General features: G+C 58.0%; 20 protein-coding genes. 12 read left to right on the top strand and 8 right to left on the bottom strand.

All coding sequences use genetic code 11. The annotated features are described in order from the left end of the window. Nucleotides 1-24: 24 nt before the first annotated feature. Entirely contained in the window at nt 25-801 is a 777-nt protein-coding gene (gene tpiA / locus RSE16_09625) for a triose-phosphate isomerase (GenBank protein ID WRH74973.1), read from the bottom strand. 135 nt (nt 802-936) lie between these two features. Here tpiA and RSE16_09620 point away from each other — a divergent pair, with 135 nt between their 5' ends. The 10 genes from RSE16_09620 (at nt 937) to lexA (ending at nt 10402) form a co-directional block, all read left to right on the top strand. Further along, nucleotides 937-2880, top strand: a complete 1944-nt coding sequence (locus RSE16_09620; GenBank protein ID WRH74972.1) for a SurA N-terminal domain-containing protein — start codon at nt 937-939, stop codon at nt 2878-2880. A 15-nt stretch (nt 2881-2895) separates the two neighbouring features. Beyond that, nucleotides 2896-4416: a chorismate-binding protein gene (locus RSE16_09615; protein ID WRH74971.1), complete on the top strand. Its 1521-nt coding sequence runs from the start codon at nt 2896-2898 to the stop codon at nt 4414-4416. Continuing rightward, nucleotides 4413-5006, top strand: coding sequence for an aminodeoxychorismate/anthranilate synthase component II (locus RSE16_09610; GenBank protein WRH74970.1), 594 nt, complete (start codon nt 4413-4415; stop codon nt 5004-5006). The genes RSE16_09615 and RSE16_09610 overlap by 4 nt, the downstream gene beginning before the upstream one ends. Nucleotides 5007-5010: 4 nt before the next feature. After that, on the top strand, nt 5011-5979 hold the full coding sequence (gene trpD / locus RSE16_09605) for an anthranilate phosphoribosyltransferase (GenBank protein WRH74969.1): 969 nt from the start codon (nt 5011-5013) through the stop codon (nt 5977-5979). Next, nucleotides 5976-6485, top strand: a complete 510-nt coding sequence (locus tag RSE16_09600) for an N-acetyltransferase (protein WRH74968.1) — start codon at nt 5976-5978, stop codon at nt 6483-6485. The genes trpD and RSE16_09600 overlap by 4 nt, the downstream gene beginning before the upstream one ends. Before the next feature lie 17 nt (nt 6486-6502). Beyond that, nucleotides 6503-7186 carry a hypothetical protein gene (locus RSE16_09595; protein WRH74967.1) on the top strand — a complete coding sequence of 228 codons (684 nt, stop codon included), beginning with the start codon at nt 6503-6505 and terminating at the stop codon, nt 7184-7186. Then, nucleotides 7183-7962 (top strand): indole-3-glycerol phosphate synthase TrpC, encoded by a 780-nt coding sequence (trpC, locus tag RSE16_09590; protein ID WRH74966.1) that lies wholly within the window; start codon nt 7183-7185, stop codon nt 7960-7962. The genes RSE16_09595 and trpC overlap by 4 nt, the downstream gene beginning before the upstream one ends. Continuing rightward, on the top strand, nt 7959-8429 hold the full coding sequence (gene moaC / locus RSE16_09585; protein ID WRH74965.1) for a cyclic pyranopterin monophosphate synthase MoaC: 471 nt from the start codon (nt 7959-7961) through the stop codon (nt 8427-8429). The genes trpC and moaC overlap by 4 nt, the downstream gene beginning before the upstream one ends. Beyond that, nucleotides 8426-9604, top strand: coding sequence for a molybdopterin molybdotransferase MoeA (locus RSE16_09580; GenBank protein ID WRH74964.1), 1179 nt, complete (start codon nt 8426-8428; stop codon nt 9602-9604). The genes moaC and RSE16_09580 overlap by 4 nt, the downstream gene beginning before the upstream one ends. An 87-nt stretch (nt 9605-9691) precedes the next feature. Beyond that, nucleotides 9692-10402 (top strand): transcriptional repressor LexA, encoded by a 711-nt coding sequence (gene lexA, locus RSE16_09575; protein ID WRH77337.1) that lies wholly within the window; start codon nt 9692-9694, stop codon nt 10400-10402. Here lexA and RSE16_09570 read toward each other — a convergent pair. Next, nucleotides 10396-12621 (bottom strand): ComEC/Rec2 family competence protein, encoded by a 2226-nt coding sequence (locus RSE16_09570; protein ID WRH74963.1) that lies wholly within the window; start codon nt 12619-12621, stop codon nt 10396-10398. The genes lexA and RSE16_09570 overlap by 7 nt on opposite strands. 282 nt (nt 12622-12903) lie before the next feature. Here RSE16_09570 and RSE16_09565 point away from each other — a divergent pair, with 282 nt between their 5' ends. After that, complete coding sequence (locus tag RSE16_09565; GenBank protein WRH74962.1) at nt 12904-14190, top strand: citrate synthase; 1287 nt, start codon at nt 12904-12906, stop codon at nt 14188-14190. On the opposite strand, the gene RSE16_09560 is transcribed toward RSE16_09565, so the two are convergent. The 4 genes from RSE16_09560 to RSE16_09545 form a co-directional block, all read right to left on the bottom strand. Continuing rightward, nucleotides 14187-15527 carry a HAMP domain-containing sensor histidine kinase gene (locus RSE16_09560; GenBank protein ID WRH74961.1) on the bottom strand — a complete coding sequence of 447 codons (1341 nt, stop codon included), beginning with the start codon at nt 15525-15527 and terminating at the stop codon, nt 14187-14189. The two genes, RSE16_09565 and RSE16_09560, sit on opposite strands and share 4 nt — an antisense overlap. Continuing rightward, on the bottom strand, nt 15527-16486 hold the full coding sequence (locus RSE16_09555) for a hypothetical protein (protein ID WRH74960.1): 960 nt from the start codon (nt 16484-16486) through the stop codon (nt 15527-15529). The genes RSE16_09560 and RSE16_09555 overlap by 1 nt, the downstream gene beginning before the upstream one ends. A gap of 49 nt (nt 16487-16535) precedes the next feature. Continuing rightward, entirely contained in the window at nt 16536-17702 is a 1167-nt protein-coding gene (locus tag RSE16_09550) for a hypothetical protein (GenBank protein ID WRH74959.1), read from the bottom strand. A 66-nt stretch (nt 17703-17768) separates the two neighbouring features. After that, nucleotides 17769-18086 carry an Hpt domain-containing protein gene (locus tag RSE16_09545; protein WRH74958.1) on the bottom strand — a complete coding sequence of 106 codons (318 nt, stop codon included), beginning with the start codon at nt 18084-18086 and terminating at the stop codon, nt 17769-17771. A 70-nt stretch (nt 18087-18156) separates the two neighbouring features. On the opposite strand from RSE16_09545, the gene RSE16_09540 reads away from it, so the two are divergent. Further along, nucleotides 18157-20463 (top strand): hypothetical protein, encoded by a 2307-nt coding sequence (locus RSE16_09540; protein ID WRH74957.1) that lies wholly within the window; start codon nt 18157-18159, stop codon nt 20461-20463. On the opposite strand, the gene RSE16_09535 is transcribed toward RSE16_09540, so the two are convergent. Together RSE16_09535 and RSE16_09530 are read right to left on the bottom strand one after the other, a co-directional pair. Further along, complete coding sequence (locus RSE16_09535) at nt 20460-20987, bottom strand: AHH domain-containing protein (GenBank protein WRH74956.1); 528 nt, start codon at nt 20985-20987, stop codon at nt 20460-20462. The two genes, RSE16_09540 and RSE16_09535, sit on opposite strands and share 4 nt — an antisense overlap. 38 nt (nt 20988-21025) lie before the next feature. Further along, nucleotides 21026-21757 carry a hypothetical protein gene (locus tag RSE16_09530; GenBank protein ID WRH74955.1) on the bottom strand — a complete coding sequence of 244 codons (732 nt, stop codon included), beginning with the start codon at nt 21755-21757 and terminating at the stop codon, nt 21026-21028. Nucleotides 21758-21773: the final 16 nt, after the last annotated feature.

The raw sequence follows: 21773 nt of genomic DNA, 5'->3' as shown, positions 1-21773 counted from the left end.
CCTTGCCGCCGCCGCTCGACATAGTCAGCCCCCAACCGCAGCAGCAGCAGCAGCAACGATCGGCAGAAACTTTTCAGCGCCAAGGCTGGCGCCGCCGATAAGGCCGCCGTCAACATTGGGGATCGCAAGCAGCCCGGCAGCATTATCACCATTCATCGAACCACCATAGAGAATGCGGACGGCCGAACCGTCTGCGCCAAAACGTGCCTCGAGATTGGCACGGATCGCGCCGTGCATTTCGGCGACATCCTCAGCCGAGGGGATTCGACCGGTGCCGATGGCCCATACAGGTTCATAGGCAACCGCGAGCCAGGCCGATGCAGCCTCATCGGGAAGCGAACCGTCCAGTTGGCTCAATACCACGGAAACGGCCGATCCGGCATCGCGCTCTGCCTCTGTCTCGCCAACGCAGACAATGGCCGATAGCCCTGCTGCCTTGGCCGCCAATGCCTTGCCGCGAATATCGGCGTCGCTTTCGTGCTGGGCTGCGCGGCGCTCGCTATGGCCGACAATGGTAACCGCCGCGCCTGCATCCTTGAGCATGGCAGCCGAGACGCAGCCAGTGTGTGCGCCCGATACCGACATATGGCAGTCCTGACCGCCAATAACCATGGATGGCACCTTCTGCGCCGCAGGACCGATCAAAGTTGCAGGCAGGCACAGCGCAGTATCGACTCCCGAATGCGGCGCGACTGCCGCAGCAATGGCTTCGATTTGGGCGACATCCGCCATCAACCCGTTCATTTTCCAGTTTCCGGCGATCAATTTGCGCATTTCAAGCTCTCCAGCAGCTTCGTTCATTTGATTCTGTGGCGCTAGCAAATTGGCGCGCCGATACCAAATGCTGTTCTGCTTCTGCCCTTCTCCGCTTGATTGACCCGCGCGCGCCGCCTAAAGCGTCGCGGTTTCCGCCTTAACCAGAATGTCAGGACAGACATGATCAGTTCCTTCCGCAGAATGTTGGCCTCGCGTTGGGGTGCAGCGATCGCGCTTGCCTTTGTCGTCTTGATGGGTTTTGCCTTTGCGCTGAGCGATGTCACCGGTTCGGGCAGCTTTGGCGGACTTGGCGGCGGCCATGTTGCCAAAGTGGGCGACCGCAAGATCGGCCTCGGCGAATTTGACGATATGCTGCAGAACGCACTGCGCGCCGAGCGGCGTGAAAATCCGACGCTCGACATGACACAATTTGTCGAAAGCGGCGGTTTGGATGCAACGCTTGACCGGCTGATCAACCGTTATGCACTTTCAATCTTTGGTGAAGAACATGGCATTTCAGTCAGCAAGCGACTGGTCGATTCCGAAATCCGCCAGCTGCCCGGCGTCAACGGCCCGGATGGCCGTTTCAGCCAGCAAGCCTTCACGTCGTTTCTGCAAGGTCTTGATCTGACCGAGGAAATGATTCGTGACGATTTCCGCCAAAATCTGTTTGCCCAACAAATCCTGCCCGCAGCAGGTGCAGGTGCACCGGTTTCGCAAAGCTATGTCCTGCCTTATGCCTCGCTGCTCCTCGAAAAGCGGGCGGGCGATGTGGCGCTAATTCCGGCACAGGCATTCCTGCCCAGGACCGCACCTGCCGACGCCCAGCTTCAGACTTATTACACAGCGAACAGCGCGCGCTTCACCATTCCTGAAAAGCGTGCCGTGAGTTACGCTCTGTTCGACGCGTCGATCATCGGCGACAAGGCTGATGCCACGACCAAGGAAATTGCCGATTATTACAAGGCCAATGCCAAGCAATATGCCGCTTCGCAGACCCGCGATCTTAGCCAATTGGTATTCCCGACCGAAGCGGCGGCAAAGGCTGCGCTCGCCAAGATCAATGCTGGCCAGTCAATGGACGCCGTCGCCCGTGAGCTTGGCCTTAGCGTTACGGTCAGCAATGGGATTGACCGCGAAACCTTGACGTCGAACGCCTCCAAGGCCGTCGCCGACACCGTGTTCGCCACATCCGCCGGCAAGACTGCGGCCCCGGTTCGCGGCGGGCTTGGCTGGTATGTCGTCCGCGTCAATGCCGTGAAGGAAATCCCGGCGCGCACGCTGGCCTCGGTCAGCGCGGAAATTGCGCGCACCATCGCTGCGGAAAAGCGGGTTGAGGTGCTTTCTGACCTGACATCGGAAATCGAGGATGAATTTGCCGGCGGATCTACCATTGCCGATATGGCCAAGGCCAATGGCCTGAAGGTGGAAACAACACCTTTGCTCTTTGCCAATGGCCAGAACCCGGCTGCCCCCGGTTACAAGCCCATTGCCGAAATGGCGCGCATCCTTCCCGCCGCGTTCGAAATGGACAGCGATGGCGAAGCGCAGCTGATCGAGATCGTGCCCGGCGAGAAGTTTGCGATGATTTCCATTGCCGATTTCCAGGAAGCTGCACCGCCGCCGCTCAAGGATGTTCGCGATATCATCGTGCAGCAATGGGCGCTGGCTGAAGGCGCGAAAAAGGCAAAGTCGGTGGCTGAACAGGTTCAAAAAGCCGTGCTGTCGGGCAAGGGTCTTGCCGAGGCGATGCAGGCCGTTGGTGTGGCGCTGCCCAAGGTCGAATCGGTTGCAGGCAGCCGCGCTGATCTTAACCGCCAAGGCCAGCAAATGCCGCCGCCGCTCGCGATGATGTTCGCGATGAAGAAGGGCACGGCCAAAACGCTCGACGCCGGTGGTGATCGTGGCTGGTTCGTTGTCAAGCTGAACGAGGTGATCAAGGGCGATGCAAGCGGCAATAAGGAACTGCTTGCCGCACGCCAGCAGGAGCTGCTCGACCTGTTGCAACAGGAATATGCCGCACAGCTGATCAATGCCGCGCGCGCCGAAGTCGGCGTCAGCAAGAATGACGATGCGCTCAAGGATCTGCGCAATCGCCTCACCAATCGCGACGCGGTGCAGTAAGGCTGACGGGCGGGCATGACCGATATTCAGCCTGACCGCCCGATCGACCACGCCCGCAGACAGCTTGTCAGCGGCAAGGCCGCGATCGTCTGGCGCGAATTGATCGCAGATACCGAAACTCCGGTATCCGCAGCGCTCAAATTGTTCGAAGCCGGACGCGGTGATTTCATCCTGGAATCGGTCGAAGGCGGCGCGGTGCGCGGCCGTTACAGCCTGATCGGTCTGGCACCCGACCTTGTGTTTCGGGCCGAGGGCGACAAGGCAGAAATCAACCGCGACTGGCAGACCGATCGCGCCAGTTTCACAGCAACCGGCGAAGGCGCGCTGGCCAGCCTGCGTGCACTTGTTGCTTCCTGCCGTATCGACATGCCTGCAGGGCTGCCGCCGGCCTTTGCCTGCCTTGTCGGCCATTTCGGCTATGAAACGATCGGGCTCGTTGAAAAACTGCCTCGCCCGCCTGCCAATCCCATTGACGTGCCCGACATGATGTTTGTGCGGCCGACCGTGGTGCTGGTGTTCGATCGGCTTGCAGACCGGCTTTACATCGCAGCGCCGATCTGGCCCGAGAGCGGTGAACCGGATCGTGCGATTGCGGCGGCCTATGACCGGATCGATGCGACCGCCGCGAAACTGGCGCAGCCCGTTCCCGCAAGCCAAAGACAGGCAAGCCTTGCATCGCTGCCCGAGCCGCGGCCTGCTTTAGGCGCGGGGCGCTATCGCGACATGGTGCTGAAGGCAAAGGACTATATTGCCGCAGGCGATATCTTTCAGGTCGTGCTGGCGCAGCGTTTCTCGCTACCCTTCACCTTGCCGCCGGTTGATCTTTACCGCGCGCTACGCCGTATCAACCCGTCGCCCTTTCTCTATTTCCTGGATATGCCGGGCTTTGCCCTTATCGGTTCGAGCCCGGAAATCCTTGTCCGCGTCCGCGATGATGAAGTCACCATCCGCCCAATCGCCGGAACGCGCCCGCGCGGTAAGACTGCGCTGGAAGATGCCGAAAATCGCGACAGCCTGCTCGCCGATCCAAAGGAACGGGCCGAGCATCTGATGTTGCTCGATCTCGGCCGCAACGATGTCGGCCGTGTCACCGAAGGCGGCAGCGTGACTGTTACAGATAGCTATATGGTCGAATTTTACAGCCATGTGATGCACATTGTTTCGAACGTAGTCGGCAAGCTCGCCAAGGGCAAAGACGCGCTCGACGCGCTGTTCGCAGGCTTCCCTGCAGGCACGGTCAGCGGCGCGCCCAAGGTGCGCGCCTGTGAGATCATTGCCGAACTGGAGCCCGAAACCCGCGGCGCCTATGCCGGCGGCGTCGGCTATTTCAGCCCCGACGGTAACATGGACAGTTGCATCGTCTTGCGCACCGGAATCGTCAAGGACGGCATGCTGCATGTACAGGCTGGCGCGGGCATCGTCGCCGATAGCGACCCCGAATATGAACAACGCGAATGCGAAGCCAAGGCAGGCGCTCTGATGGCCGCCGCGCGCGAAGCTGTGCGCGTCGCCGGAGAATCGGGTTTCGGACAATGAACAACAAAATCCTCGTCATCGACAATTATGACAGCTTCACCTGGAACCTTGTCCATTATCTGATCGAATTGGGCGCCGAGGTGGAAGTGGTACGCAATGACGCGATTTCGGCTGCCGAGGCGCTTGCCAGTGGCGCGCAGGCCTTTCTTTTGTCCCCCGGCCCCTGCACACCCAATGAAGCAGGCATTTGCCTCGATATGGTCGCCGCCTGTGCCGAGGCGGAAATGCCGTTGCTCGGCGTCTGCCTTGGCCATCAGACGATCGGCCAGCATTTTGGCGGCAAGGTCGTTCGCGGCGGGTTGATGCACGGCAAGACCAGCCCCGTCAGCCATGATGGCAGCGGGCTTTTCACCGGCCTGCCCTCACCCTTCATTGCCACCCGCTATCATTCGCTGATTGTAGAGGATGTGCCTGAATGTCTGATCGTCAATGCGACCAGTGACGACGGCCATGTCATGGGTTTCCGCCACCGCGACCTTCCCATCCACAGTGTGCAATTCCATCCCGAAAGTATCGCCACCGAACATGGCCATGCGATGTTGGCCAATTTCATGCGCGCCGCCGGAATGACGCCAAAGGAACGGGTGTGACGGCATGACCCTTTCCCTTACCCAATCCGAAACGCTGTTCGGACAGATGCTCGACGGCGCAATGCCCGATGCAGAGATCAAGGACGTCTTGATCGAAATGGCAGATCGGAACGAGACGCCCGAAGAGATTGCAGGGGCAATCCGGGCGATGCGTGCGCGGATGATCCGTGTCACCGCACCCGAAGGTGCAATCGATGTCTGTGGTACGGGCGGTGACGGGGCGCATAGTCTGAATGTCTCGACCGCAGTCGCCATCGTTGTGGCCGCCTGCGACGTGCCAGTTGCCAAGCATGGCAACCGGGCGGCATCGAGCAAGGCGGGCGGCGCGGATACGCTGGAGGCCTTGGGCCTGAATCTCGACCGCGCTGCTGAAACGGCCGAGGCAACACTTGCCGACCTTGGCATCGCCTTCCTTTTTGCGCAGAAATACCACCCTGCCCTTGGTCGCCTTGCCCCGATCCGCAAAGACATCGGGCGACGTACCATCTTCAACCTCTGCGGTCCCGCCTGCAATCCTGCTGGCGTCAAACGCCAGTTGATCGGCGTTGCCCGACCCGATTTCCTGCCGGTCTATGCCGGGGCGCTGGAACTTCTGGGCTATGAGGATGCCATGCTTGTGGCCGGCGACGAACCGCTGGACGAAATCTCCATATCGGGGCCCAGCACTGTCGTGCGGCTAGGCCAAATGGCAGCAAGGATAAGCCCGGAAGACGCAGGTCTGAACCGCCATGAAGCCGAAGCGCTGAAGGGCGGGGATGCACAATATAATGCCTTAGCTCTCCGCCGCCTGCTGGCCGGCATGCAGGAAACTGCGCAAGATGCCGCCTATCGCGATGCCGTCCTCCTCAACAGCGCCGCGGCGCTGATGGTCGCCGGCCATGCAGATGACTGGCATTCGGGTGTAGAAGAAGCGCGGGAAGTGATAGACAAGGGTTTGGCCAAAGCTTTGCTCGATTGCTGGGTGCGGTTTTGACCGACGTCCTCATTCGCTCTGAGCGCCCGGAAGATATTCAGGCAATTCACGACGTTACAAAGCGCGCATTTGCGACAATGTCCTATGCGGGGGGTGACGAGCAACTGTTGCCTGCACGTTTCCGGAAAGCAGGGGCCCTGGCGCTTTCATTGGTGGCAGAGCTGGATGGCAAAATCGTCGGCCAGCTTACTTTGACGCCTGCCTTTGCAGCGGACGAGTCGCCAGGCTGGTTTGCACTTGGGCCAATATCGGTTGCCCCAGAGACACAGAAACAGGGCATTGGCACAAAAATGATCGAAGCCGCCAAAGCATGGATGCGCGAGAAAAGCGCCGCTGGCTGCGTCTTGGTTGGCAACCCCACCTACTACAGCCGTTTCGGTTGGTTGGGCTTCCCTGACATTGCCCCCGAGGGAGAGCCTCCCGAATTTTACCAGATTTTGCCGCTTGGCGTAGCCGAGCCAGCGACGATTGTCAGTTTTCATCCGCTATTCTACGGCGAAGCATGACCAGCACCCCTATCCCATTGCGTAAGGCCAACCGCGTCGCTCTTTATCTTTGGTTTGCAGCCATCGTCTTTGGCCTGATCTATTGGGCTGGAGCGCTAGGACGATCTGGCGTTGCATTGCACGAATTTGCAAGCTGGTCGAAGCCGATAATCATCGGATTGAAAGCAGTCGCAACTGGCCTACTGGTGATCAGCGCATGGGTCGTCGCGCAATCTCGGGCGGTTCGGCTGTTGACGCTCTCCCTTGCGGTCATTTGGCTTGCGGACATAGTATTGGCCATGGGATATGCTTTCGTGTCAGGCTTTATCTTCGCCACTGCACATTGCATCGCGGCTATTGGCTATTTGAAGTGCCAGTCTGTCGAAAAGCGCACCCTCACCACGGTTCTAGGGGCCTTGGCCATTCCATTGGTCGGGATGGCGATACATTTTTATGCTACACAGGGATTGGATATGTCTGCCCTTGAGCTGGTATTTCCGCTTTTTTCTTTGGTGGTTGCGGGGCTTGCAATGCTGAGCAGATTCCCGTTCTGGCCCTTGGTTGTTGGTGCGATAATCTTCACCATTTCTGACATTGCCGGTGTTGTCAGTATCAATATGCCGCAGGGACTCGAATTGAACTGGCTGACATGGCTTAGCTTTTTCAGTGGCCTTGCACTTGTGGTGCGCGGCATCATTCTATGGGCAGACGAAACTGAATGACCGATAAGCTAAGCGAAATCTGCGCGACAAAGCGCCTTGAAGTTGCCCAGCGGAAGCTGCAGGGCTTGGCGCATTGGTCTGTGCCCATGCCTGTGCGCAACTTTGAGGCCGCCTTGCGCGCAAAATCCGCCAGCGGCTTCGCCCTGATCGCGGAGATCAAGAAAGCCTCCCCCAGCAAGGGCCTTATCCGTGCCGATTTTGATCCGCCCGCCCATGCCCGCGCTTATCAGGCTGGTGGGGCGGCTTGTCTTTCAGTGCTCACCGATGCGCCCTATTTTCAAGGGCATGAGGATTATCTGATCGCGGCGCGTGCGGCGTGCGACCTGCCCGTGATCCGCAAAGACTTCATGGTCGATCCATGGCAATGCGCCGAAGCGCGTGCGATGGGGGCCGATGCCATATTGATCATCGTCGCTGCGCTGGAAGATGCTGAAATGTCGGAGATCGAGGCGGCAGCGCGCGATCAGGGCCTAGACGTGCTGGTGGAGGTGCATGACGAGGCAGAGATGGAGCGCGCGCTAACGCGGCTCCAATCGCGTCTGATCGGGGTGAACAACCGCAATCTCAAGACCTTTGAGGTCGATCTGGCTACCACGGAGCGCTTGGCAGGCATGGTGTCGGACGATGTGCTGCTGGTATGCGAGAGCGGCATTTCAAATCATGCCGACTGTATGCGCATGGCCCAAAGCGGGGTGCGGACCTTCCTTGTCGGCGAAAGCCTGATGCGGCAAGATGATGTTGAATATGCGACCCATATGCTATTGAACGGCGCATGACCAAATTGACCCATCTTGATGATGCCGGCAATGCCGCGATGGTCGATATCTCCGCCAAAAATGCCACGATGCGCGAAGCGATTGCCGAAGGACGCATCACCATGTCGGCAGAGGCTTTGGCGGCTATCCGTGACGGCGCGGTGAAGAAAGGCGATGTGCTGGCGACAGCGCGAATCGCGGGCATCATGGCGGCTAAAAAGACGAGCGAGTTGATCCCGCTATGCCATCCGCTCGCACTGTCCAAAGTTGCGGTCGATTTCGAATTTGAGGCAGCTGGCATCCGCGTCACCGCCCTTGCCCGGCTGACCGGCCAGACCGGAGTGGAAATGGAGGCGCTGACAGCAGCTTCGATCGCGCTCCTCACCATTTATGACATGGCCAAGGCGATCGACAAAGCCATGGTGATTTCAGATGTACGGTTGCTTTCGAAAAGCGGCGGCAAATCGGGCGACTGGCGCGCGGAATGATTGCGCTGGAAGAGGCGCAGGCGCGGATTTTTGCGCTGAAAGACCCGGTCGAAACCGAGCGCGTTCCCCTTGCAGAGGCCGCGGGGCGGTGGGCGGCGGAGGATGTGCTGGCGCTGCGTACCCAGCCAGCCTGCGATCTTTCGGCAATGGATGGTTATGCAGTACGCTTTGCCGATGGCGACGGCCCATGGCGGGTGATCGGTGAAAGTGCCGCCGGTCGGCGCTTTACCGGTTTGATCGGGCAAGGCGATGCTGTGCGCATCTTCACAGGCGCGGTGATGCCCGATGACTGCGACACAGTTATCATTCAGGAAAATGTCACGCGCGACGGCGATAAAGTGCTGCTGACTGGCGAACCCTCCAAAAAGGCGGGGCATAATGTGCGCCACGCCGGCGGTGATTTTCAAAAAGGTGCGGTCCTGGTGCCTGGCGGGGCGGAGTTGCACGCCCGCCACCTAGCGCTGGCGGCTATGGCGGGGCATGGGGAATTGCTGGTTAGGCGGCGACTGAAGATTGCGCTGCTTTCAACAGGCGATGAACTGATCGCGCCCGGCTTGCCCTGCGCCGATGACCAGATACCCTCTTCCAATGGCGTCATGCTGGCCGCGATGTTGCGTGACCTTCCGGTTGATATCACCGAATTTTCGTCCGTGCCCGATGATCTTGCGGTGCTCACCCGGCATTTTGCCGTGCTTGCCGGCCATGACATCATTGTCACCACCGGCGGGGCGTCGGTGGGCGATTATGATCTGATCGTTCCCGCTCTCAAGGCTGCAGGCGGCAATATCGATTTCTGGAAAATTGCGATGCGTCCGGGAAAGCCGGTCATTGCAGGTCGGTTGAGCGATGCCATCATGCTGGGCCTGCCGGGCAATCCGGTATCAGCCTTTGTCACCGCATTCCTGCTGCTGCTGCCATTGGTGCGTCATCTGGCTGGCAGCGCTGCACCGCTTCCACTCCGACTCAGCGCGCCTGTGGGTGTGGATTTGCCCGCAAACGGGCCGCGAACGGACCATTTGCGCGCCTGTCTGGTCGATGGGCAGTTGCTGCCTGTCGGTGCAAATGACAGCGCCATGCTGGCCGCGCTATCTTTATCTAATGCACTGATAATAAGAGATATTTCTGCGCCCGCCGTGCAAGCGGGTCAGAAGGTCGGCTATTACCCGATAATATAGCTCTGGTTCTTCTGGATGAAAGGCTTGACAGCCACCCCTTTTGTTTCCTAATCGTTCCACATCTGTTCAACAGCGCAGGAACAAATGATGTTGACCTCGAAACAGCATGCCCTCCTTACATTCATCCACGAAAGGCTAGAGGCGTCAGGCGTTTCGCCTTCATTCGAAGAGATGAAAGAGGCGCTCGATCTCAAGAGCAAATCCGGTGTCCACCGTTTGATCGGCGCACTTGAAGAACGCGGTTTTCTGCGCCGCCTTCCCAATCGCGCCCGCGCACTTGAAGTGGTGAAAATGCCCGAAGGCGGAAGCAGCAGACCTCTTCCCAAGGATGAGGCGGTCAACAGCAAGATTGTCAGTCTGGCAGACCGTCGTGCCAATTCACAACCTGCGCGCCACATTCCGGTTGCCGCCAACGACGTCATTGAAATTCCCCTGCATGGCAAAATTGCTGCCGGCGTTCCGATTGAAGCGTTGGAAGGTCAGAATTCGCTCTCAGTTCCGATGGCATTGCTCGGCAGCGGAGAGCATTATGCTCTTGAGGTATCCGGTGATTCCATGGTCGAGGCTGGCATTCTCGACGGCGACTATGCGCTCATCCGCAAAACCCAGACTGCGCGTGATGGTGAAATCGTAGTCGCCCTTGTCCGCGGCGAAGAAGCAACGCTCAAATATCTGCGCCGCGAAGGTCAGAAAATCCGTCTTGATCCTGCAAATAGCAGCTATGATCCGCAATATTATGATCCGCATGAAGTTGAGGTTCAGGGACGTCTCGCCGGCCTGCTGCGCCGCTATCACTGATCAATAATCTCGAGTGAGCTTTTGGGCGGCGGGATATTTCTCGCCGCCCTTTCTTTTTTGCGCGCCGCTTCCCGTTCCGCGATACGGACTGGCGCATAAGCCGACCATGGGTGGTGTGCATTTTCGGATGCGACGGTGGTGACTCGACCTTGGGAAAGATAAAAGGCGAGACCACCCGTTTGTTCGAGCATTGCACGATCAGCCTTCAGCCAAAGCGGTTTGCAACTCCACGGCAAACGCCGGCTGCTAATGACAATATCTGCGCGCCGACACGCCGCCGCCAGTTCCATTGCCGGCAGCATATAGCGAGATCGGATGGCGATGATGCGCCAGCTTCGTCCCCCGCGTTCTAGGACGAAGCTGCAACCGTCGCCATTGCAGCGCGCACCCGGCATGTCATCAAGTGGAACAGCGTCGCCTGCGATCGCCGCGGTCTCACCCAAAATTGAGCGCGCATAGTCCCCTGCCCCCGCACGCAGCAGCGCCAATTGGCCTTTGTCGGTTTTTACTGCCAAATGTTGGCCATCTCCGGTGAGCAACAGATCGGGTCGCGGCGCCGAAACCATCGCCACAATCGCCACGCTGCATGGTATCAGCATCACCCAACGCCACCGGGTCTTGAGCAGCGCCATTACCAGCAAACAGATCGCGGCAACACCAAAGGACCAAAGCGGCATTTCAGGCAGCAGCGCAACCGCGCCTGGCGCAGCGCTGACGCTATGGGCGATCCACAGAATCAATTGGATTCCCTGCGATGCAACCCACCAGAATGGGGAACCCGCCCCCGGCACGATCGCATCGAGCAACAGCCCCAGCAGTTCTGCCGGCATCACGACAAATGTCGTCGCAGGTATCGCAATGATGTTCGCAAGTGCCCCATAAAGACCGCTCTTATGAAAATGGAACAGCGCGATCGGGGCGAGCACTGCCTCTATTGCCAATCCAGTGAGCAAAAGCGCCACAAGCCCGCGCCCAAGTTTTAACAGCATCGCTTCGTCCCGTCCGGCCAAAAACCGCTGCGCAAAACCGCTGTTGTGAAGCATGATGATCGTGCCGACCGCAGCGAAACTCAGCTGGAAACTCGGCCCAGCGAGCGATTCAGGCCAAAAGAGCAGAACAAAGGTTGCGCCCGCAGCGAGCAGGCGCATCGATAACGCCTCTCTGCCAAGCGCCATGGCAATAAGGATTAGCAGTGCGGCGATGCAGGCCCGCACAGTAGGAACCTCCGCACCGGTCAAAAGCGTGTAAAGCACTGCCACCAATGCTGATCCACCAGCGGCCAATAATGGCACCGGCAACCGCAACGCGAGCCATGGCCAAAGCGCCAGCAGCCCGGACAGCAGAATGAAGACAGCGCCCACAACCGCCGTTACATGCAGTCCGCTTACTGATAGCAGGTGCGCCATTCCAGAATTGCGCAAGGCCTCAGCGTCGGCTTCGCTGATGCTCCCGCGGGCACCGACAAGCAGCGCCGCTCCGACCGGACCCGATTCGGGGCCAAGCGAGCGTTCAATCCGCGCCGCCGTGGCATTGCGTGCAACATTCCAGAAATTGCTAACCCGTTCGGGCAAGGCAACAAGCGTGATTGGTCCGATAGCCCGTCCGGTCGCTCCGATCTGCGCAAACCAGGCGGTGCGTGCAAAATCATAACTGCCGGGCAGTTGCGGGCCAGGCGGCGGCATCAAACGGACTTTCACTTTGATGATCGTTCCAGGCGCAAAATCTGAACCTATCGCATCCTCTTGAACATTGACGCGCACCACCTCCGGCAAATCGCCATGTTCACTCAAGCGCAACCGGAAACGAACCATCTCCCGTGCCGAGACTTCCTCAACATTTTCGACCTTTCCGATGACGGTGCCGACCCATGGTTTTTGTAGCGGCGTTGCACCAACCATGTGCGCTTTTCCTGAGATTATCGCAAAGCCGAGGCCGACCAGCAGTGCAGCTACGGCGAGGCAGTATCCGAAGCGGGTTTCGTGGCCGGCTGACGCTGCAAAAAACAGGCAACCTGCGCATACCAGAAACAGGGGGAGCGCGGCGGCTGCGCCCTGAACCTGCCAAAGCGCCATGCCAAGGCCGAGTGCCACCGGAATGAAAAGCGGCAATTGCTCTCGCTCGCTATCGAGCCAATCATCCACCGCTGGAAACGGTTGACCGAAGGACGAGGGCTTTATGCCCACTGCCTCCAATTCAACCGTCTCATTGATGCTGGGCATGGCGCGATCCATCCGGAAACCGAAACGCCACCACCCCGCCCATTATCCTTGTCTTTCAACGATAAACAAGCGCTTTCAGACGCCCTTGACGCGCCGCACAAAACTGCGCAATGGAAGCGCCGACAACCGCTTTTTGACAGGTATCAACCGGGCATGATGCGGTCTTCGTCTCCCACCGCCTGTGGCGAATGCAAGTCGATGAAAAGCAAATAGAATCGCACTGCACCACTGGCCAGATTTGGTTATCGGCTTTCCCCGGCCGGGTTCGCGAATGGAATGATAATGACTGAAAAGGCTGCAACTCTCAGCATCGGTAACACCAATATCGATCTGCCGGTTATTTCGGGTACTGTCGGGCCGGATGTGCTCGATATCCGCAAGCTGTATGCACAATCCGATTGCTTCACCTTCGACCCGGGCTTCACTTCGACTGCAAGCTGCGAAAGCCAATTGACCTATATCGATGGCGACGAAGGCGTGCTGCTTCACCGCGGCTATTCGATTGAGGAGCTGTCCGAAGAGTCGAACTTCATGGAAGTTTCTTATCTTCTTCTGAACGGCGAACTGCCTTCGAAATCGGAGCTGGACGAATTCAGCCATACTATTTCGCGCCATACGATGTTGCACGAACAACTGGCGACATTTTATCGCGGGTTCCGCCGTGATGCGCACCCGATGGCTATCATGTGCGGCGTAGTCGGCGCGCTCTCAGCATTTTATCATGACTCCACCGACATTGCCGATCCGGTGCAGCGCAAGATCGCCAGCCACCGTTTGATCGCAAAGATGCCGACCATCGCCGCCATGGCCTATAAATATTCGGTTGGTCAGCCGTTCATGTATCCTGACAACAGCCTGTCCTACACCGGCAACTTCCTGCGCATGACGTTCGGCGTTCCAGCGGAGCCCTACGAAGTGCATCCGGCGGTCGAACAGGCGCTAGACCGCATTTTCATCCTCCATGCAGACCATGAGCAGAACGCTTCAACCTCGACCGTGCGTCTTGCCGGCTCGTCGGGTGCGAATCCCTTTGCCTGCATCGCTGCCGGCATCGCCTGCCTTTGGGGCCCGGCCCATGGTGGTGCAAACGAAGCGGCCCTGAATATGCTTCGTGAAATCGGCACACCTGACAAGATTCCGCATTATATCGAGCGCGCCAAGGACAAGAATGATCCGTTCCGCCTGATGGGCTTTGGCCACCGTGTTTACAAAAACTATGATCCCCGCGCGACTGTGATGCAGAAAACCGTCCGCGAAGTGCTGACTGCCCTTAAGGTCAGTGATCCGATCTTCGACGTGGCGCTCCAGCTTGAGGAAATGGCTCTCAACGATCCCTACTTCATCGAGAAAAAGCTGTTCCCGAATGTCGACTTCTATTCGGGAATCATCCTGTCGGCGATCGGCTTCCCGACCACGATGTTCACCGTTCTGTTCGCCCTCGCCCGCACCGTCGGCTGGGTGGCCCAGTGGAATGAAATGATTTCGGACCCCGGTCAGAAGATCGGCCGTCCACGCCAGCTTTATACCGGCCCTGCCCCGCGCAGCTATATCCCGGTCGAAAGCCGCTAATTTGCCGAATAAGCCGGAAGGTGGAGCGTAAACATCGCTCCGCCTTCCGGAGCCTCGGCGATCTCGATATCGCCTTTCATCGCGCGCGCAAGCCGCCGCGAAATATAAAGGCCAAGCCCGCTTCCGCCATCGCCGCTGCGGCCGAGACGCTCGAACTTCCCGAAAATCCGCTCCCGGTCGTCCATGGGAACGCCCCTGCCCTCGTCACAAACCGATATGGACGGCGGCTGATTACTCAAACGGATATGAACGCTGCTTCCTCCCGGCGCGTAACGGATTGCGTTGCCGACAAGATTTAGCACAATCTGTAAAACTCGGCGAAACTCGCCAACTGTTTCAACCTTTGCAACCGGATCAGGCAGGACGAGGTGGATATGATGATCCGCCGCCTTTAGTGCCAGCAGTCCTGCCACACGCCGGGCAATATCGCCCAATTCAACCCGTTCGGATGCGACGCGAAAATCCTCGCGATCGATGGCGTCCAGATCTTCCAGATCGCCAATCAACTCGTTTAGGTGCGTTGCTGCAGCCGAAATATCCTGCGCATAAGCGAGGTAATTCTCCTGAAGCCGTCCGTCAGATACCGAACGGATGGTTTCGGCGTTCGCGATGATCCGGCTGAGTGGCTGGCGCACGGCGTTTGCGAAATGTCGTCCAAACCCGATCTGCTTTGGCGCAGCGGGCGAGTCCTGACCTTCGGCCTGATGGGGAATGTCGGCAAAAGTAAGCCCATAGCCTGTCACACGTCCATCAGCCGTCTCGATCGGTGAAGCCGAAACATCATAGACCTCGCCTGTATGGCGAGAGCGAATGCGGACCGGATCTGCCACCGCTTCCCAGATCGGTTTGGCCTCGCCATCAACGCGTTCGAAACTATCCGCTAGTTCGCGCGCAACCATCGCGACGCCGAACTGCCTGGTCAGCCAAGGTGCCGCCTGAAGAACATATCCCTTTTGATCTAGCGCCATGTCGGCGCGCTGCCTCTCGGCTGGTTCGCGAATGTGCGCCTGATGTGACATAGATGGGACGGCAGCAGACGGGGCCTGTTCCTGCCAGCCTGAAATCGAAAGCAGGACGATGTCGTCTTTCCGAACAGCTTTGGTCCAAAGCATCAAGTCACGTTCGCCGTCTGCGGCACGCACCGGCCGTTCCAGCGTTGACCCGGTTCGCCAGCTGAGCTGAGTAAGATTGAAGAGCCCCGGAATGGCAAGCTTGCCGCCCTCAATGCCGCCATTGGCCAGATGCAACCTTGCAAGGTGCGGATCAGCCGACAACAACTTGCCGTGGGCGTCTACTTGCGCCTCAATACTGAAAGCGAGAAAGCCTGGCCGACGCATCAGATATCCGATCCGCCAGACATGAATTGGGAAAGTGCAGCCGACGCATCAGCCTGCGCTATTCCGGCAAGCTCATCATAGCTGACGGCATAGCGATCATCGCCAAAGCGGCCGTGTCGAAGTGCTTGAAGAGCATGAATCGCTGCATCGGCAGACAGGCCGGATGCCCGCAATGCCAGCATTGCAGCTGCCGGATGATCATGATCCAACAGGCGGTAGAGCCGATCTTGCGGCAGGCCTGTCGTGCGGGAAAGTGATGCTACAAATATGGCAAGCCCAGAGCGGCACGGATCAAGCAGATCGGGCAAGCGTGTTTCGGGCAGGAAAAAGACAAGTTTTGCAGCAGCATTCTGCAATGTTGCGCCTTCATTATGGCCCGCCAGGAATTTCTGACAGGATTTAACAAGTTCGCCGCGCGTTGCCGAAACCGGACTATCTGTAAATTGGAGACCTGCTACGACTTTCCATGCAAGCGCGTGGGCAAGATCGATTGGTAATTGTGAAGTCAGCGCCTCCGGGCTTTCCTGCAACTCCAGATTTTCGCCGCGCAACACATTCGCCGCGGCTTCCGAAAGTATCGGGTCGGCATCGTGTAGCAAGGTTGCCGCCAGTTGCCGTTCAAAACCCCAAGCCACCTCGCCCAATCGCAGGCGGATCTGGCGCTCTGCATGCCGCGCGAGGCAAAAATCGATCAGTCCATTGTCGCGCAGCAACCCTGCCGTGCACAAAGGCTCCCAACTCGCGGGCAGATACTCGGCCGCCGAAGCATCGATAAGCTGCGTTTCCACACCCGCCACCAACCTGTAGAGCGTCAACCTGACGGTCGCGAGTAGCGCCTCATTGGGTGCAGTGCCGCTTTGCGGAAACAGTGCGCAGCCGACATCGCCAGCCTGCAGCCGAATCGCCGCAGCACCGCTTAGCCCCGCGGCCAGCCAATTCCTGTCTTCGGAATGGATCAAGGCAGATTCCGTTTCCGCATCTTCGTTGGTGCTCGTTAGCGGTTTACAGTTAATTTGGATTTAACTTCTGCGACACCAACAATGCCGCCAGCATGGCTGCAATTACCAGTTTCACCGACCACAGACCAAAACCCGCAAGATGGCCGCCTAACAGCAGAACTACGATCACCAATGGCGACAGTTCAGCGCCGAGGCGCGATTGCACGCTGCGCTGATGCAACCAGAGCAGACCGGCGGCGACTGCGCAGTGGAAAATGGCATCGCCGATGTAAGTTTCCGCGGACAGAAGGACAGCGAAGGTTGCGAGCAAGATAGCGATCACAGCGACGCTTTGCCACAAAGGCTCTTCCTTGCGGTATTCCGACGATTGCAAATGCCGTCGCCAATAAAGCCCGACAACAGATATGAGGGCAAGAATATAACTTATTGTTACATAGTGAAATATACTAGCAACCAACGCCAGAACTGCAGTTGTGGCACCTGTCCATTGGGCAAGCGGGCGATACCAGCCATGGTGCCCCAGAACCGATAGCCCCTTGTCGGCAACTTGGCCCAGTGCAGCTTCAACCATTCCGCTGGTTGCGCGTTTCGGACGCGCGAGCATTTCCAGATCGGATTGCGTGGCTGCCGAAGCCCGATACAGCAAGATAGTGCCGGCCTGGCCTGATATCATCGTATCATGATAGCCAGCCTGCAAAGCGCTGCGCATCAGGAAGGAGCCAAGGCTCCAGCCATCAGGCAATGCGCTGCTGTTCTTCAGCAATGTCGCATCAACGACCGCGATGCCTGCCCAACGACGGTTTAGGTCGATTCGCTCGAAGGCGGCCCAACCCGGCTCCTCCTGCAGAACAGCGACCACAGGCGCACTACATTGCATGAATCCCGAAAGAATATCTGCGCTCGCCCAAATCGCGGCATCCTGAACAAGATAAAGCCCCGCAGACTGGCCATAGGCTGCAACCTCTGCCCCACTGCGCAGCAACGACACATGCATCCCTTCGGCGCGCAGTCGGTCTACCAACCCCGGATATTCGGCAGGTATCGTCTCTACTGCAATTGCAATTTCCTCGACGCCAATGCGTTCAAGTAACTTGATCTGATGGAACAGAACGGACTGTCCTAACACCGTGCGACCGGCCAGTTCCTGCGCGGTTGCTGCATCAACGCAGAGCAATGCCTTTTCAATTTTGGACGTCGAGACGATTTCGTCAAACATTCGCCCGATATGGCGACACAGTCGGAAATGCCAAGCGAAATCCGATGGATGGACTTCGCAACGACGTCAGCGGCCAGCCGGCATGCAGTCCTCAATTTCCGTGATGCATTTTCCAATTCTGCGAATAACAACCGGATCGCCGGGCGCTCCCGCCCCGCCTGCATCGGCAAGCCGCATTAACTCAATGGCACCAAAACTCGCCGCCAGCCCCTTCAGGCGATAGCAACTATATTGCCAATTGGCATCGCACCGCGCCCTGCCGAGAAGATCTAGCTGCCGCCATGCGCTTTCCAGAAACACCTGCCGCAATTCATCGGCAAGCGCCGGGTCATTACCCGAAGCCTGATTCAAGGCTGTGTCAAAAGCGCCATAATCCATCGACATAATCGATCAATATCGCCCATGCCGTTAACTTTGCGTTTCGATACGCCAAAAATATGGTAAATGACCAACCATGGCAGCTCGGTCAAAAATCATCGATCTCAGCCGTTCCGGCAATGGAACTGCTTCGCACGACGCAGCATTGATCGCCAGTGAAGCTGATCAAAGCATCGAGAACCTCGATCGGGACGAGGCTTTCACGACCGATCTGGATGCGATCGACTGGGAGGCTGTCGATGAACCGCAGCCGCGCAACTGGCCGACGATCTTATTGATTACAGTGCTGACCGTCGCCGCTTTAGGCTGGACCGGCTTCTTCATCTGGGCACATTTTCCCGAATTGCGTGCGATACCCGCGCCGGCGCGGATATCCGAACTGATCGTATCATGGTCGGTGCCGGCGGCGCTGGTTGGCGTGTGCTGGTTGATTGCCATGCGCATGAGTAGGCGCGAGGTTCGCCGTTTTGGAGATGCGGCGTTGCAATTGCGGATTGAGAGCGAACAGCTTGAACAACGCATGCAGCGTATCAACGGAGAGATTTCGCTCGCCCGGTCCTTCCTTGCCGAAAATGCCCGTGAACTTGAAAGCGTCGGCCGCGTCTCTGCACAGCGGCTGACCGAAGCGGCTGAGACATTGAGCCACGCGCTTGGCGATGCCGACGAGAAGGCCCGAATTCTTGAGGCTACCAGCAATGCTGCGGTCACCAATCTGGAGCAATTGCGCAACCATTTGCCGGTTGTTTCCAGCGCCGCGAAAGACGCGACCAATCAGATCGGCATCGCGGGCAACAGTGCCCATACCCAAATTCAGGCGATATTGACGACGCTTCAGCAGGTTGCCAGTCAGACAGCGACAACGAATGACGCCATGACGGCACTTGGCAGCCATATTTCAAAGTCTGCGGTCGACCTGGAAAGCCGTTTGACCATTGCTGCGGCACGTTTGCAGGCAAGTGTCGATAACAGCCGGACAGCGGCCAAGCCACTATTCGACGGTTTTGACAAGAATATCACCAGTATCGAGCGCCGGCTTTCCGATGCGACGCGGAATGTCGACCGGCGCCTCGAAGAAAGTGAAAAGCAACTTGATGCCATATTGGCGTCGATGCAGGCGGCTTGCGAACGGTTGACCGCGACGGTCGTTCAACAAGATGAAGCGTCGATCCAGGCAGCCGCAAGGCTTTCGGAACTCATCGATCAAAGCCGCGAAAGCCTGTCTGATCTGGATAGTGACGCCACCGATCGCATTGCCAAACTGGCCTTTGCGGTCAGCGCGCTCGTTGAGAAAAATACCGAACTGTCCGGCGCGCTGGAAGGTAACCGGCTGCATAGCAGTGAGTTGATCAAGACCTCGCAAAACCTGATCGATCTATTGGAACGCATTGCTGCGGATGCAGGCGGCGTCGTGCCATTAGCCATCGAGAAAATTGCCGAACAATTTGATGCCAACCGCTCCATCCTCGCCGCCCTGACTGACGAGATAGAGGCAGCCGACCAAGGAACCATTACCCTGTCGGAACGCATTGCGGCCATCGAAGGGCTTGTTGCTGAGCAGCAAAGCGCGGTGGAAAACCTGTCAGTGGCCACCGATACCGCATTGGGGCAGCGGCATGAGCAGCTTGATGCATTGTCGGCCGCACTTGGCCATACAAGCACGGTCATCGACGACATGGTCGAAACTGCCAATGGCCAGCTTGTCGCATCTCTGTTGCGTGTGCGCGAAACGACGCGGCAGGCAGCCGAATCCAGTCGCAAGATTGTTGAGGATGAGCTCAATGAAATTGCAGGCTCGATCAGTGAGCGCAATAAAGACGCCCTCGCCGCGGCGGTCGCCGAACAAGTGCAGGCGATGGATTCGGCTATGCAGGATGCGTTGCAGCGCAATCTGACGCTCTCTGATGCCATTGATACACGCATTCATGACCAGCTTGCCCAGCTTCAGGAAATGGTCGGCAATCTTGAACAGCGCATTGCTCAGGCCCATGGCAGCTTTGCCGGGATCGACGATGAAGGCTTTACCCGGCGTATGGCTCTGCTGACAGAGTCTCTAAATTCAGCGGCAATTGATGTCGCCAAGATCCTCTCGAACGATGTCACCGATACGTCATGGGCGGCCTATCTGAAAGGTGATCGCGGAGTGTTCACCCGCCGCGCGGTGCGTCTGCTCGATAGCGGTGAAGTAAAGGCGGTCGGCGCCCATTATGATGATGACGCCGAGTTTCGCGAGAATGTGAACCGCTATATCCATGATTTTGAAGCCATGATGCGCGTTTTGTTGAGCACAAGGGACGGCAATGCCATTGGCGTTACCATCCTGTCCTCGGATGTTGGCAAACTCTACGTCGCGCTCGCCCAAGCGATCGAGCGGTTGCGCAGCTAAGGCATCGCCAAGCGGGAAAGTACTGCGGGGTCAGGCGCACCCAATACTGGCGCTGCTGTCCCCCACAACATGTCCACTGCGGCATCTAGGCGACGGAAGTCCGCATTTGCGGGGAAGCATCCCCTGCTCCTGATGACGGGTGTTGCACGATTCGGGCGGAGTGCCGTGCGCAGCCTGAATTGCAATTGCCGCAGTCCAGCACTGGCAAGCATCGGATCCATGCGCGTCAAAGGCGCAATCATATCACCGACCATTTCATTGTAGCGGGGGTGCCCGCCCCTGTGGAGCGGCAGCCCGAAAGCCGCCGCCTGCAGTTCGGTGCTGGGCAGATGCGTGCCGTTTATGCTGAAATCATTGGGATCAAAGCCGTGGGCGCGGACATGGCCGAAAAAAACAGCAAGGCTGCGCCGCTCGACAATCTCGATCGGAATGATGTGATGGCAATGAAACCCGCTAACCGGAAAACGCCCCCGCACTTCGCGGAAGGAAATCGCTGTTGGCGAACGGACGTGTTGGTTGCTCACAACCAACTTGTGCGCGTTAACAGTCCCGCGATGAATCCCTATTTTGCTCCAAAACGGAGATAAGCCGACACCATCAAACTGCCTGCATCAGGAGGTACCACGTCAATATAGGCACCCTCGTCGATATCGGGCAATGTCTCAGCATGGGCAATTGGACCATTGGCAGCGATATCATGCACCAACCGGACAACCCTGCGCATCATCTCGCTTTTGGGCATGGTGTCGGCCTCAAATGCAAGCTCCTGACCAGAAAAAGCCGCAAGCCCGGTGGTTTGAAACCCTTTACCGCTTTCCAATGGATCAAAAGCAATGAGCGCCAGTGCCGGAAACGGTCCGCCGGCAACATAAGAGGTTACCGCCTCTAGAAAATAATCAACGCCACAGATCAGGTTGGCAGCATGAACACGAACAGCGGCAGCATCAATTTCCGACGCCAGGATCGAGGCAAACTCAAGATATGCCTTCACAATCGCAGGGATGCGAAGGCCACCAGCGAGATTGGGACCGAGCTCGATAGCGACACTGGTTGCGATCATATCGGGCTGGGTCGAGATGAATATTGTCTTGGGAGCCGAAGCTGGCTTGCGAGATCGCGCGATTTGCAGCTTGAACGATAGACCCTCAAATATGACTGTCTGATCGCGACCAGCGCGCCCTGCATGTTCATCCAGAAACAGCAGAGGATTGCGGGCAACAGCAGCCAATATAGTTTTTCTCACTTCCTCTTCGGACTTGCCAAAGCAAAGACTGAGGAGAGGTGCAGATGTCACTGTCATAATCCAAGCG

Origin of the sequence: Sphingobium sp. (genome assembly GCA_035196065.1) — a bacterium.
GTDB lineage: Bacteria > Pseudomonadota > Alphaproteobacteria > Sphingomonadales > Sphingomonadaceae > Sphingorhabdus_B > Sphingorhabdus_B rara.
The sequence above is the reverse complement of the archived record's forward strand: the minus strand, read 5'-3'. Positions and strand labels throughout refer to the sequence as shown.